At 71.5% G+C, this 12,872-nt stretch carries 11 protein-coding genes and 1 pseudogene; 3 read left to right on the top strand and 9 right to left on the bottom strand.

The window, feature by feature from the left end; all coding sequences use genetic code 11:
* Positions 1 to 15 precede the first annotated feature (15 nt).
* The 4 genes and pseudogenes from FZO89_RS19035 to FZO89_RS07655 form a co-directional block, all read right to left on the bottom strand.
* Positions 16 to 438 (bottom strand): annotated as a pseudogene (locus FZO89_RS19035) (DUF998 domain-containing protein); the annotation flags it as partial.
* Positions 435 to 587 carry a hypothetical protein gene (locus FZO89_RS18480; RefSeq protein WP_187471075.1) on the bottom strand — a complete coding sequence of 51 codons (153 nt, stop codon included), beginning with the start codon at positions 585 to 587 and terminating at the stop codon, positions 435 to 437. The pseudogene FZO89_RS19035 and the gene FZO89_RS18480, both read right to left, overlap by 4 nt.
* Positions 588 to 663: 76 nt before the next feature.
* Positions 664 to 1,872, bottom strand: a complete 1,209-nt coding sequence (locus FZO89_RS07660) for a serine hydrolase domain-containing protein (RefSeq protein WP_262378567.1) — start codon at positions 1,870 to 1,872, stop codon at positions 664 to 666.
* Positions 1,869 to 3,080: an FAD-dependent oxidoreductase gene (locus tag FZO89_RS07655; protein WP_149102693.1), complete on the bottom strand. Its 1,212-nt coding sequence runs from the start codon at positions 3,078 to 3,080 to the stop codon at positions 1,869 to 1,871. Before FZO89_RS07655 ends, FZO89_RS07660 begins: the two co-directional genes overlap by 4 nt.
* A 371-nt stretch (positions 3,081 to 3,451) precedes the next feature.
* Between FZO89_RS07655 and pulA the strand changes: the two genes are divergently transcribed.
* The 3 genes from pulA to FZO89_RS07640 all read left to right on the top strand — a co-directional run bounded on the left by pulA (position 3,452) and on the right by FZO89_RS07640 (position 10,330).
* Complete coding sequence (pulA, locus tag FZO89_RS07650) at positions 3,452 to 7,072, top strand: pullulanase-type alpha-1,6-glucosidase (protein ID WP_222928100.1); 3,621 nt, start codon at positions 3,452 to 3,454, stop codon at positions 7,070 to 7,072.
* Positions 7,073 to 7,154: 82 nt separating this feature from the next.
* Complete coding sequence (locus FZO89_RS07645; RefSeq protein ID WP_262378566.1) at positions 7,155 to 9,131, top strand: alpha/beta hydrolase family protein; 1,977 nt, start codon at positions 7,155 to 7,157, stop codon at positions 9,129 to 9,131.
* Between the two features lie 77 nt (positions 9,132 to 9,208).
* The gene (locus FZO89_RS07640; RefSeq protein WP_149102692.1) at positions 9,209 to 10,330 is read left to right on the top strand and encodes a sensor domain-containing diguanylate cyclase; all 1,122 of its coding nucleotides are present in this window, start codon (positions 9,209 to 9,211) and stop codon (positions 10,328 to 10,330) included.
* A gap of 13 nt (positions 10,331 to 10,343) precedes the next feature.
* On the opposite strand, the gene FZO89_RS07635 is transcribed toward FZO89_RS07640, so the two are convergent.
* The 5 genes from FZO89_RS07635 to FZO89_RS07615 form a co-directional block, all read right to left on the bottom strand.
* Positions 10,344 to 10,739, bottom strand: coding sequence for a YciI family protein (locus tag FZO89_RS07635; RefSeq protein WP_149102691.1), 396 nt, complete (start codon positions 10,737 to 10,739; stop codon positions 10,344 to 10,346).
* Between the two features lie 38 nt (positions 10,740 to 10,777).
* Complete coding sequence (gene msrB, locus FZO89_RS07630; RefSeq protein WP_149102690.1) at positions 10,778 to 11,245, bottom strand: peptide-methionine (R)-S-oxide reductase MsrB; 468 nt, start codon at positions 11,243 to 11,245, stop codon at positions 10,778 to 10,780.
* 140 nt (positions 11,246 to 11,385) lie between these two features.
* Complete coding sequence (locus FZO89_RS07625; protein WP_149102689.1) at positions 11,386 to 11,634, bottom strand: DUF3297 family protein; 249 nt, start codon at positions 11,632 to 11,634, stop codon at positions 11,386 to 11,388.
* 42 nt (positions 11,635 to 11,676) lie between these two features.
* Positions 11,677 to 12,075: a DUF3037 domain-containing protein gene (locus FZO89_RS07620; protein ID WP_149102688.1), complete on the bottom strand. Its 399-nt coding sequence runs from the start codon at positions 12,073 to 12,075 to the stop codon at positions 11,677 to 11,679.
* A complete protein-coding gene (locus tag FZO89_RS07615) occupies positions 12,062 to 12,832 on the bottom strand; it encodes a HipA family kinase (RefSeq protein ID WP_149102687.1) in 771 nt (256 codons plus the stop codon). The genes FZO89_RS07620 and FZO89_RS07615 overlap by 14 nt, the downstream gene beginning before the upstream one ends.
* Positions 12,833 to 12,872 lie beyond the last annotated feature (40 nt).

Below are 12,872 nucleotides of genomic sequence, written 5' to 3'. Positions count from 1 at the left end.
GTCGTGCCGGAAGCGCAGCGCCTGCAGCACGATGGCCGTGGTCGCGAACAGGAACGCGGCCTGCGCGCTGATGCCGTGGACCAGGCCTTCCATGGTCGCGTCGACCCCGGGCATGTCCATCCACGCGTACGCGGTGGTCGCCAGCGATGCGCCACCGAGCGCGAACATCAGCAGCGGCGCCGCGCTGCGCGCGTGCGGCGGCAGTGCGCGGTACACGCCCCAGGCCAGTCCGGTCATCGCCACCCCCAGGGCCACGTACGAAGCCTGCAGCAGCGGTCCCCAGGCACCGACCAGGTACAGGCTCATCTGCCGCTCGACCGGATCGAGATCCGGGCGCAGCAGGTGCAGCGCGATCGCTGCGAGCACGAACGCGGCCAGCCCGGCCAGCGCGAGTCGCGGCCAGAACGGCGATGGCCGGGTCGGATGTTCGAGCGTCATGCGGGGAACGGGATGTCCCGGAAGGGCGCGTCTTGTATCACGCCGGCGACGGCGCGGCGAGCCGGCGACCAGGCGTGCATGCGCGCCGGATCGACCGCGCAACCGTCCTCGCCCGCGCAGTCGAGGGCCGGCGTGGTCGCGGCGGACATGGACGCCTCCATGGCGGTGAAACGGCATGCTCGCGACCGCCCTGTAAACGCGGGTCGGCGTTGTGATCGCCGCGGATCAGTCTTCGCCGGCCGCCAGTTGTTCTTCGATGGCGGAGAACGCCGAACGCGCGCCCGGATCGGTGGTCGCCACGCCGGTGGCGAAGTACGCCACGCCGGTGCCGGCTTCGCGGTCGATCCACAGGCCCGACTTCAGGCCGTAGGCGTCGCCGGCATGGCCGACGCGGGCGATGCCGTCGCCGAAGGGATCGTCGCCGCATTGCGGCAGCGGCGTGGCCAGGGTCTGGGTGGCGAGGCCGTAGCGGCAGAAGAACGCGCGCGCCTGGCCATCGCCGGTGTCTTCCTCGTGCCCGACGCCGTTGCCGGGCGCGGAGGTCCACACGGGCGCGAGCAGCATGCGCACCGATCCGGGCGCGAGCAGGCGTACGCCGTCGACCTCGCCGTCGCCGAGTAGCAGCCGGCCGATCTTCGCCAGCCCGTTGGCCGAGATGCGCAGTCCGCCCTGTGGCGAGAACGTGGCGCCATTGGCACCGGCGCGCCACAGCGCGAGGTCGCAGTCGCCGTCGGCGGCCACGATCACGTTGCAGGCCGGCTTGGCCCCGCCGTGGTCGTCGCGCACGGGCTTGCGCGCTTCGTCGTAGAGCACCACCGCGCGCGCCGCGGTGGCGGCGTCGCATGCGTCCCAGTTGTAGCAGCCGGCGATGTCGAGCGGCGCCAGCACCAGGCGGTCCATCAGCAGGTCGAAGCGCTCGCCGGTCGCGCGTTCCATCGCCGCGGCGACCAGCGGGAAGTTGAGGTTGGCGTAGCGGAAGAAATCACCCGGAGGATGCTGCGCGTCCCAGGCGCGCGGATCGTCGAGCAGGGGCGCGAGTTCCTCGCCCAGCGGCACCTGCCAGTAGCCGGCGCCGTCGGTGAGGCCGGAGCGGTGCGAGAGCAGCAGGCGCAGGGTGATGGGCACGTCGGGCCACTGCGGATGGCGCAGGGTCCAGCCGAGCAGGTCGGACACATCGGCGTCGAGGTCCAGCGTCCCCGCCTCGACCAGTCGCAGCACGCCGATCGCGACCACGAGCTTGGAGATGGAAGCCACCCGCACAGGATCGTCGGCGGTGATCGCGCGCTGCGCGGCGATGTCGGCCATGCCCTCGGCCCGGGTCGCGGTGACGCCGTCGCGATCGAAGGCGACGCGCACGCTCGCGACCGGTTCGGCCGCGGCCCCCGCCACGGAGGCGAGCAGCAGCAGCGCGAACACCCATCCGCGCCCGCTCACTGGAACAATCCCGCCAGCCGCTGCACCGCCGCCACCGACAGCGCGGGGTCCGGCGTGGTGTCGTCGTTGTCGTAGTCGCCGGGTTCCTGGGTCTGCACCAGGATGCCGTCGCCGCGCGGCACGACGAACAGGTTGTGGCCGCCATGGGCCAGGCCGTAACCGACTTCCGGCTGCGGGATCAGCCGCGCGGTCTGTCCGCGCACCGGCACCAGCGAAGGGTCGCCGAACAGCGCGCGCGCGCCCTGGCCGGTGGCATTGACCACGGTCTTCTCGCGCAGCGTGGCGAGGTCAGCCGGACTGTGGAAGGTGCGCGTCTCGATGGTGCCGCCGAGCTGCAGGAAGTCGCCGAGCAGCAGGCGCGAGTAGGTGGCGAGGTTGAACACCAGACGCGGCTTGCGCCGCACGCGGGCGGCGTTGAACGGATGGGCGCCGTCGCCCAGCGCGCGCGAGCGCGGGCCGAGGTCGTCGATCAGGCGCGATTCGAGGTCCGCATACGCCGGTTCGGGTGGCGCATCGCCGCTACGCTGGCGCCGGGCCCCCGGCCCATCGGACAGGTGGTAGAAATCGTGCCAGCCCACCGGTTCGCCGGGCAGGCCCAGCAGGGTCTGGTAGGTGCGGAAGGAGGTGCGCGCCATCCGCTCCCAGCGCGCCTCGAACGCGGGCGTGGCGTGGCTGGCGGCGGCGATGCGCGAGGCCGGCGACCAGACGCCGGTCGCGAACGACGAAGGCACCAGCGGCAGCCGCTCGCGCGCATAGATGCGGACCTGCAGGCCGCTGCGCTGCGCGAGCAGGGCGGTGGTCAGTCCGATCGCGCCGCAGCCGACCACCGCGAGTTCGCGCTCGCCCGTGGCCTGCACCAGTCGTAGCGCCTCGGCCGCAGACCCCCACGACAGCGACCAGCCGCCGCCGCCATGGCCGTAGTTGTGGACGATGGTGTGGTCGCCGATGCGCTCGGCCTCGATCCGCGGGCCCTGCGCGCGGAACGGACGGGTGCACACGTCGATGGCGATGATGCGGTCGGGCGTGGCGAAGATCGGCGCCAGCGGCGGTGGCGCGGCGAAGGCGGGTGCGGCGTCGGTGGCCGTGGCGGCGGCGCGGCTGGCGCAGCCGCCCAGCGCCGGCGGTATCGACAGGGCGAGCGCCGACCATCCGGCGCTGCGCAGGAAGCGGCGTCGGTCCGGGGCGGGGATCCTGGCGGGGGTTCGCATCGGCCGATGGTAGTGCCTGCGCGTTGGCTGTCCACCTGTCGCGACCAAACGCTGTCGAGCCCGGGCCCGACGCCGCCCGGAGGACATCGCGGTCGACTATCCATGACGACGGCCGGGCCCGCGTGCGCGGCGACGCGCGCGGGAAAGACCACGCAGTGCGAAACCGGCATGCGCAATCCCTGCGCATGCAGTGCGCGAAAAAATGCTGCACCTGCGTTGAATACGTATGCGACGGACCCGCATTCCCTTGCCGCAGCCGATGCCGGCAGGCACAGTCGAATGCGCATCCTCGATGGCGACACGGAAGCGGCGCATGTGCGCTCTCCGTCGTCGTCGCCTCCTCGTTTCTCCGACATGCCGCGGGGTCCGTCATGCGCATTCCATTCCCCGCCTGCCTGCGCACGCTGCGCGTCGCCCTCCCGCTCGCGTTCGCGATGTGCCTGGCAGGCTGCGACGAGCCACTGGCGGCAACCAGCGGCAAGGCCGCCACCCCGGCTGCTTCGATCGCGCCATCGCAGCCCGTGCCGACGGCCGGGCCCACGGACGCCGCCACGATCTGCGAAGCACCACACGCGACGGTGCTGGTGCCGGTGCCCGCGAACGGCGACGGTGGCGTGGCCGTCGACGTACGCGTGCGCTACCACCGGCCCGATGGCGCCTACGGCGACTGGGGCCTGCATGTCTGGCAGGTGGATGCCGACGGACGCTACCTGGCCGACTATCCCGGCGTGAACTGGGATGCTCCGCTGCCGCGCTCCGGCATCGACGACTACGGTGCGTACTTCGACATCGAAGCCGCGGCGTTCACGCATCCCGGCGCCGTCGGCTTCGGCTTCATCGTGCATCCGCCGGGACAGGCGGGCGATCCGGGCGTCGACCGCAGCTGGCGCTTCGCCGACGGCCGCGAACTGTGGCTGCGCTCGGGCGACGCGACCGTCTACACCCGCAATCCGCTGGCCGGAAGCGCCGACATCGACACCGTGCGCGTGCACTACCGCCGCTACGACAACGCCTACCGGCACTGGGGCCTGCACCTGTGGGACGGTAGCGGCATCGACGTGGCGCGGCTGCCCGGCCTCGCGCTCGGCGACTGGAACAACCCGGTGCCGTTGTCGGCGATGCCGAACTACGCGGTGTCGGAGGATGGTGCCGAGGTCGCCTTCGACCTGCCGGTACTCAATCCCCGGGACGACGCGGCACGCACGCATGTCGATTTCGTGCTGCACGGGCTGTCGTCGAACCCGGACGGCGGCGTCGACAACAAGGATGGCTGGACCTCGGACATCCGCATCGTGTTCTCCGCGCTGTCGATCGCCGATCGTCGCGGACAGGCCTGGCTGGTGCAGCAGGAACCGCGCGTGTTCGCCCTGCCGCCGGACATCGCGCGCGCCTCGACCACCGATGCGCGCGCCTACTGGCTGTCCGAACGCCTGCTGCGCTGGCCACGCACCGATACCTCCGGCCGCTTTCGCCTGTACCACTCGGCGACCGGCCAGGTCGTCGCACGCAAGGGCGTGGCGATCGCCGGTGCGGACGGCGCGCTGGACCTGCAGGTGGCGCAGCACGAGGTGCCCGCCGACGTGGCCGAGCGCTTCCGCTGGGTGGGCGCGGGCGCCGTGCTCGAGGTGCCGGCCGACCAGCTGGATTCGCTGCCCGGACTGATGCGCCGGCAACTGGTGCTGGTGCAGGAGGACGAAGAGGGTCGCGTCCTGGGCGCGACCACCACCCAGCTGCCCGGCTACCTGGATGCGCGCTACGCCGCGGCCGACGGGCTCGACGATCTGGGCGTGACGCTCGATCGCGGCCAGGCACGTTTCCGGCTGTGGGCGCCGACCGCGCAACGGGTGTGGCTGTGCGGTGAGCGCGCGCGCGGTGGCGGGCCGCTGCTCGAGCCGATGCAGTTCGATCCCGTCACGGGCAGCTGGTCGCTGGCCACGCGCGCGCTGCGCGCCGGCGACCATTACCGCTACGCGGTCGAGGTGTTCGTGCGCGGCGTCGGCCTGGTACGCAACCTGGTCACCGACCCCTACTCGATCAGCCTCGATGCCGATTCGCAGCGCAGCTACGTCGGCGACCTGTCCTCGCCCACGCTGATGCCGCCGGGCTGGGCGCGCGATCGTAGCCCCGACGCGGTGCGCGCACAGGAGGACATGTCGATCTACGAACTGCACGTGCGCGACTTCTCGATCAACGACGCCAGCGTGCGCGCGCCGTTGCGCGGCAAGTACCTGGCCTTCGCCCAGTACAACGGAGACGGCCTGCGCCACCTGCGCGCGCTGGCGCAGGCGGGGCTGACCGACGTGCACCTGCTGCCGGCGTACGACTTCGCCAGCGTGCCGGAAACCGGCTGCACCACGCCCGACATCCCCGATGCAGCGCCGGACTCCGATGCGCAGCAGGCCGCCGTCGCCGCCACCCGCGCCAGCGACTGCTTCAACTGGGGCTACGATCCCTGGCACTTCAACGCGCCCGAAGGCAGCTACGCCAGTGATGCGCGCGACGGCGCCGCGCGCGTGCGCGAGTTCCGGGCGATGGTCATGGCCCTGCACGCGGCGGGACTGCGCGTGGGCATGGACGTGGTCTACAACCACACCAGCGCCTCGGGCCAGGACGCGAGGTCGGTGCTCGACCGGATCGTGCCCGGCTACTACCACCGGCTCGACGCGCAGGGCGGCATCGAGCGCTCCACCTGCTGCGAGAACACCGCCACCGAGCACCTGATGATGGGCAAGCTCATGATCGACTCGGTCAAGCTGTGGGCGACGCAATACCACGTCGACTCGTTCCGCTTCGACCTGATGGGTCACCAGCCGCGCGAAGTCATGGTGCGACTGCAGGACGAGGTGAACGCCGCGGCCGGGCGGCCGGTGCAGCTGATCGGCGAGGGCTGGAACTTCGGCGAGGTCGCCAACGGCGCGCGCTTCGTGCAGGCCTCGCAGCTCTCGCTCAACGGCACCGGCATCGGCACCTTCAGCGACCGCGCCCGCGACCACGCGCGCGGCGGGTCCGGCTTCGACAACGGCATCGACCTGCTGCGCAACCAGGGCTTCCTCAACGGCCTGCACTACGACGACAACGGCAGCGGCGGCAACCACCCGCGCAGCGCGCTGATGTGGTCGGGCGACATCATCAAGGTGGGCCTCGCCGGCTCGATCCGCAGCTACCGGCTGACCACGCACTGGGACGCGACCCTGCCGCTGGAACAGATCGACTACAACGGCCAGCCGGCCGGTTACGTGGTCGACCCGCAGGAAGTGGTGAACTACGTCGACAACCACGACAACCCGACGCTGTTCGATGCCAACGTCTACAAGCTGCCACGCACGACCAGTCGCGAGGACCGTGCCCGGGTGCAGGTGCTGGGCGCGGCGATCACCGCCTTCAGCCAGGGCGTGGCCTACTTCCATGCCGGCATCGACACCCTGCGCAGCAAGTCGCTCGACCGCAACAGCTACGACAGCGGCGACTGGTTCAACGCGCTCGACTGGACTTACCAGAGCAACAACTTCGGCGTCGGCCTGCCGATGCAGTCCGACAACGGCGACAACTGGCCGGTGATGGCGCCACTGCTGGCCGATCCGTCGATCGTGCCGATGCCGGCCGACATCCGCTGGACCCGCGACGCGTTCCGCGACCTGCTGCGCATCCGCGCCAGTTCCACCCTGCTGCGCATGCGCACCGCCGACGACATCGAACAGCGTCTGCGCTTCCACAACACCGGCAGCGCCCAGGAGCCCACGGTGCTGGTGGCGCACCTCGACGGCCGCGGCTATCCGGGAGCGAACTTCCGCGAGCTGGTCTACCTGGTCAACGTCGACAAGCGTGCGCACGCGCTGCCGATCGCCGCCGAGGCGGAAAAGGGCTACCGCCTGCATCCCGTGCACCGCGCCCGCGACGCCGCCGACCGCCGCGCCGCTGCCGCGCGCTACGACCGCGGCAGCGGCACCTTCCACGTGCCCGCCCGCACCGCGGTGGTCTTCGTGGTGCCCTGAGCCGCGGGCATCGCCGCACGGCCCGCACTCGCGCTAGGATGCGCGCGGGGACGCCGCCGGGGACGCGGCTGGGAGAGGGGTGATGCAGGCATGGACGTGGGCGCTCGCGTGGCGGCTGGCGATGGCGATCGTGGCCGTCGCGGTGGTGTCGCCGGCGTGGGCGCAGGGGCAGCCGCAGATCGACCTGACGCCGTACGTCAGGCGCGACCACTACGAGACAATCAAGATCTCGCCCGATGGCAAACACCTGGCGGCGACGGTGCCGCTGGAGGACCGCACGGTCCTCGTCGTGCTCGACCGTGCCGAAAAGAAGATCGTCGCCGGCGGCATGGGCGTCGTGAACTCGGCGGTATGGGACTTCTGGTGGGTGGACGACACGCGCATCGTCATCTCCATGGCGCAGAGTTTCGGCAGCGAGGATCCGCTGTACGCCACGGGCGAACTGCACGCGCTGGAGATCGGCGGAAGCCGGGTCAAGCGCCTGTTCGGCCGCAAGGACGACATCGGCCTGGTGCAGCATTACGGCGCGGGCGATGCGGTGGAACTGGCTACCGTGATCGACACGCTGCCCGAGGAACCGGGCGCGGTGATGATCGCGACCTGGATCCCGGGGGCGACCCCGAAGACCCAGGTGGAAACGCTCAACCTGCGCAGCGGCCGCCGCAACGTGGTCATCTCCGCGCCGGTGCGTCGCGCCGGCTTCACCCTCGACCCGGCGGGCGCCGTGCGCTTCGCCGACGGCCTCGACGAGCGCAACTACCGCAAGCTGCATTATCGCGAGGGTGCGGATGCGCCGTGGCGCCTGGTCAACGACTCGGCGGAGAGCGGTTTCATCGCAGAGGCGCTTGGAATGGCGGCCGATGGCGTCACCGCCTACGTGCAGGTCAGCCAGCCGCAGGGGCCGGACCAGATCGAGGCGTGGGACATGCGTACGCTGGCGCGCAAGCCGCTGCTGCGCGACCCGGTGGTCGATCCCGAGTCCATCCTGTTCGACGTCGACGGACGTACGCCCGTCGGCGCGCGCTACATGGACGACGGCATCCGCATGCGCTTCTTCGACGAGGGGGCGGCCATGGCGCGCCGCTACCGGAGCCTGGAGAAGGGCTTCCCGGGCTCGGGCGTGGAGATCACCTCGACCACGCACGATGGCCGGCTGATGGTGGTCCGCGCCTGGAGCGACCGCGAGCCGGGCGAGTACCTCCTGTTCGATACCGAAGCGAAGACCGCCAACGGCGTGTTCGTGCGCATGGCCTGGTTCGCGCCCGAAACGATGGCGCCCACGCGGAAGATCGGGCTCGAAGCGCGCGACGGCGTCGCGCTGCACGGCTACCTCACGCGTCCGCAGGGCGCGCAGGACGAGCCGCTGCCGATGGTGGTGGTGCCGCACGGCGGGCCCTACGGCATCCACGACGCCTGGGACTTCGACCTGGAGACGCAACTGCTGGCCGCGGCGGGGTACGCGGTACTGCGGGTCAACTACCGCGGTTCCGGCAACTACGGGCGCGCCTATCGGGCGCTGGGCGCGCAGGAATGGGGCGGCACCATGCAGGACGACCTGACCGACGCCACCCGCTGGGCGATCGAACAACGCGTCGCCGATCCCGCGCGCATCTGCATCGCCGGCGCCAGCTATGGTGGTTACGCGGCGCTGATGGGAGTGGCGAAGGAGCCCGGCCTGTATCGCTGCGCGGTCGGCTACGTGGGCGTCTACGACCTGCCTGCGATGCACGCCGACCGCGCGCGCTCGGCCGCATGGATGCGGCACTGGGCCAACGACTGGCTCGGCGCGCGCGACACGCTGGCGGAGCGCTCGCCGGTGAACCTGGCCGACCGGATCAAGGTGCCGGTGTTCCTTGCCGCAGGCGGCGCCGACGACATCGCACCGATCACGCACAGCCGCCGCATGCAGCGCGCGCTCGAGGATGCCGGGGTGCCCGTGCAGACCCTCTACATCGACAGCGAAGGCCACGGCTTCCGCAAGGAGGAGCACAGGCGCCGCTATTACGCGCAGTTGCTGGCCTTCCTCGCCGAACACCTCGGGGGCGCGACCGCCCGCTGAGGCCGGCATCCGTGACGCCGGTTGCGGACGGCGCGCGGCGCGACGCTAAACTGCCGCGTTTCCGGGGGAGATGCGGGATGCCCGATCCGGGTTGGCGGACGGCAGGAGACACGGATGCGGCCGCGCACGGCCTGTCCGCCGCCGACCTGCGGTTGTCGGAAGTGCTGGCGCAGGTCTCGCGCGAAGCGCTGCAGGCCGAGGGGCTGGACGACGTGCTGCAGCGGATCGTCGACTGCGTGGTGCGCCGGCTGCCGGTGCCGATCGCCAGCATCATCCTGCTCGACGAGAGCGGCACCCGCTTCGTCAGGGAAGTCTGGGCCGGCGACATCCCGCTGGCGGAACTGGACATGGCGATCTGGGATGTGTCGATGGGCGTCGCGGGGCGCTGCGCGCGTACCGGCAAGCCGCAGCTGATCGCCGACGTGGCCATCGATCGGGACTACGTGATGGGCAACCCCGCGGTCCGCTCGGAGTACGTGGTGCCGATCCGGCATCGCGGCCGCCTGCACGGGGTGCTCAATATCGAGAGCACGGACGAGGAATTCTTCGTCGCGGAAACCTGCGCGGTGTTCGACGCGATCGCGCACCAGGTCGCCGGGGCGATCCATCTCGCCCGCGTGGTGGCCGAGCTGGAGGCGGCCAACCGCAAGTTGCGGGAACTGTCGACGGTCGACGGCCTCACCGGACTGGCCAACCGCCGCTGCTTCGACGAACGCCTGGCCGAGGACTGCGCGCGACCGTCCGGGCGCGACGCCCCGCTGGCGCTGCTGCTGGTCGACGCGGACTGCTTCAAGCAGCTCAACGACGCGCTCGGCCACCTGCACGGCGACGAATGCCTGCGCAGGCTGGCGCTGGCCTGCAGCGAATTCGCTGCAGGCGAGGGCGACATGGCCGCGCGCTACGGCGGCGATGAACTCGCGCTGCTGCTTCCCGGGCGCGGCGAGGCGGAAGCCCTCGGGATCGCCGAGCAGTTGCGCCGGCGCGTGGAGGACGCAGCGATGGCGCATCCGGTGTCGGTGGTCGCGCCGTGGATGACGGTCAGCATCGGCGTGTTCGTGGCAGCGGCCGGACAGGCCCGCTCGCCGATGCGGATGCTGTCGGCCGCGGATCGCGCGCTGTACGCGGCCAAGCTGCAGGGACGCAACCGCGTCGCCAGCTGGGACCCGACGGGCGACGAAGCCGGGCTTGCGGGTATCTGACGCCGGGGTTCGCTCAGGCGGCGGCCGGACGCGCCGTCGCCCCTACCCGCCGTCTTACCACGTCGACGTCGCGCACTTCGCGGACCTCGATGCAGCCGGTCTCGGCCCACGGCAGCTGTTCGGCCAGGCGCAGCGCTTCCTCGAGGCTGTCGGCCTCGATCAGGTTGAAGCCCGCCAGCATTTCCTTGGTTTCGGCGAAGGGGCCGTCGACCACGCTCACCTTGCCGCCGCGGCGACGGACCGATTTCGCGGTCTTCGCCGGCTCCAGCTGCTGGAAACCGAGCAGGGTGCCTTGCGCCTGCAGTTCGTCGGCGCTCTCGAGGCAATGGCGCATGCGCCGGTCGTACTCGCCTTCGGGCAGCGCCTCGAGCAGCGCATCATCGGTGTAGACCATCAGCAGGTATTGCATCGGCGCAGGTTCCTTGTCCGGGGGAGACGGTGGCGGCGTCAGTCGGCGGTGCCGGCTTCGGCGCCGCCGCGGCCGAGCGGATCGGGCAGCGGTTCGCCGGCGGGAGTGAAGGCCAGCGAGACGGAATTGAGGCAGTGGCGCTCGCGGGTCGGCGGCGGTCCGTCCGGGAACACGTGACCGAGGTGGCTGCCGCAGCGCGCGCAGACTTCCTCGGTGCGGACCATGCCATGGCTGCTGTCGCGCACGTAGCGGATGTGCTCGGGCGCGTAGGGCGCGAAGAAGCTCGGCCAGCCGGTGCCCGAATCGAACTTGGCGGAGGAGCGGAACAGAGGCAGCCCGCACAGCCGGCAGGTGTAGACGCCCTCGCGCTTGTTGTCGAGGAACACGCCGCAGAACGGCGCCTCGGTGCCGTGCGCCAGCAGTACGCGGCGTTCGGCCTCGTCGAGAGTCGCCTCGAGGCGGGCACGTTGGGTGGCGTCGGGGGGCGTCAGGTCGAAGCCGGGCATGGCGGATTCCTCGGGCGTCTTGGGCGTGCTGGCATCGCGGGGCGAGTGTGCCAGCTTCGTGCGGCGGGCGCGTGTGCCCACGCCGACCATTCACGCATCCCGCGGATCGCGGGGCCGCGACGCCAGCGCGCGACGCGGATTCACTCCGTGTCGGGCAGCTTGAACCAGGCCTCGACCTCGCCCTTGAGCTTGATCGTCAGCGGCTGGCCGCGGCGGTCGAGCGCCTTGCCCGCGGCGACGCGGATCCAGCCGTCGCTCACGCAGTATTCCTCCACGTCGCGCCGCTCCACGCCCTTGAAGCGGATGCCGATGCCACGCTCGAGCATCGCGGCGTCGTAATGCGGACTGCGCGGATCGTTGGACAGCCGGTCGGGGGGCGTATCGGTCATGGCGGGGCGCTGCGGGAAACCTGGCGCATTGTAGCCGACCGCTCAGCCGCGCCCGGCGATGCGCACCATCCGCTGCAGCAGGTGTTCCATCGTGGCGTCGAGGTCGGCGCACTTGCCGCCGTGCACCGGCGAGGTCTGCAGGATCGCGCTGCGCTGCGCGGTCAGCCAGTGGAAGCGCGCGCGTGGCGGCAGCAGCCCGATCGCTCCGGCATCGGCCCCGCCGCGGCAGACGGCTTCGATCGCGCCGAGCAGTCGCCGCACCAGGGCCAGGTCGAGCGCGGGATCGAGCGCCAACGCGCGTGCCTCGTCGAGTTCGATGCGCACGTCGAGGTGGCCGCGCGCCGCGCACGAGAGCAGGATGCCGACGTTGATGAACTCGCCACGCTCCACCCGCGGCACCAGCCGGATCGCCGCGTAGTCGTAGAACTCAACCGCGTGCATCGGCGATTCCCCCGACGAAGGCGCCGCGCTGCTGCACGCGACGCAGCAGGTAGTCGACATAGGCCTGGCGCTGGCCCGCGGCGTCGGCGAACGCGTCCGGCCCGTCGAGCCAGGCGTCGGGCACCTGCCCGACGATGCCGGCGATCAGCTGCGGGGTGAGCTTCGGCGCGAGTTCGGCGTCCACCCGCCCGACGTGGTCGGCCCATCGCAGCAGCACGTGGTCCCGGATCAGCGGGAACGCCTGGTCGGCGCGCGCGGCGTCGCCATCCCAGCCATGGTGGAAGTACAGCGCCGCGCCGTGGTCGATCAGGACCAGCCGGCGGTGCCACAGCATCAGGTTGGGATTGCGCGCGGTGCGGTCGACATTGCTGCAGAAGGCGTCGAACCAGACGATGCGCGAGGCCAGCAGCGGGTCGGGCTCCCACGCCAGCGGATCGAAGTTGGCCGCGCCGGGCAGGTAGTCGATCGCCAGGTTCAGGCCCGCGCTGGCGCGGACCAGGGCCTGGATCTCCGGATCGCCCTCGGTGCGCGCGAGCACCGGATCGAGTTCGGCGAAGACGATCTCGGGCACGTCCAGTCCGAGCGCGCGACCGAGTTCGCCGACGATCCACTCCGCCACCAGCGCGCGCGCTCCCTGGCCGGCCCCACGGAACTTGACCACGTACATGCCGTCGTCGTCGGCCTCCACCACGGCCGGCATCGAGCCGCCCTCGCGCAGGGGCGTGACGTAGCGGGTGACCTGGACTGTTCGCGGCATGATCGCTCAAGGATAGCCGCGTCGGGCGCAGCGCGCGCGG

The sequence above is a fragment of the Luteimonas viscosa genome (assembly GCF_008244685.1).
Classification (GTDB): domain Bacteria; phylum Pseudomonadota; class Gammaproteobacteria; order Xanthomonadales; family Xanthomonadaceae; genus Luteimonas; species Luteimonas viscosa.
This window is presented reverse-complemented; position numbering and strand designations above follow the sequence as displayed.

Bases quoted from the DNA above. Each gene is read 5' to 3' on its own strand.
- FZO89_RS18480 (WP_187471075.1), bottom strand. From the start codon at position 587: ATGTCCGCCGCGACCACGCCGGCCCTCGACTGCGCGGGCGAGGACGGT.
- FZO89_RS07655 (WP_149102693.1), bottom strand. From the start codon at position 3,080: ATGCGAACCCCCGCCAGGATCCCCGCCCCGGACCGACGCCGCTTCCTG.
- pulA (WP_222928100.1), top strand. From the start codon at position 3,452: ATGCGCATTCCATTCCCCGCCTGCCTGCGCACGCTGCGCGTCGCCCTC.
- FZO89_RS07645 (WP_262378566.1), top strand. From the start codon at position 7,155: ATGCAGGCATGGACGTGGGCGCTCGCGTGGCGGCTGGCGATGGCGATC.
- FZO89_RS07640 (WP_149102692.1), top strand. From the start codon at position 9,209: ATGCCCGATCCGGGTTGGCGGACGGCAGGAGACACGGATGCGGCCGCG.
- FZO89_RS07635 (WP_149102691.1), bottom strand. From the start codon at position 10,739: ATGCAATACCTGCTGATGGTCTACACCGATGATGCGCTGCTCGAGGCG.
- msrB (WP_149102690.1), bottom strand. From the start codon at position 11,245: ATGCCCGGCTTCGACCTGACGCCCCCCGACGCCACCCAACGTGCCCGC.
- FZO89_RS07625 (WP_149102689.1), bottom strand. From the start codon at position 11,634: ATGACCGATACGCCCCCCGACCGGCTGTCCAACGATCCGCGCAGTCCG.
- FZO89_RS07620 (WP_149102688.1), bottom strand. From the start codon at position 12,075: ATGCACGCGGTTGAGTTCTACGACTACGCGGCGATCCGGCTGGTGCCG.
- FZO89_RS07615 (WP_149102687.1), bottom strand. From the start codon at position 12,832: ATGCCGCGAACAGTCCAGGTCACCCGCTACGTCACGCCCCTGCGCGAG.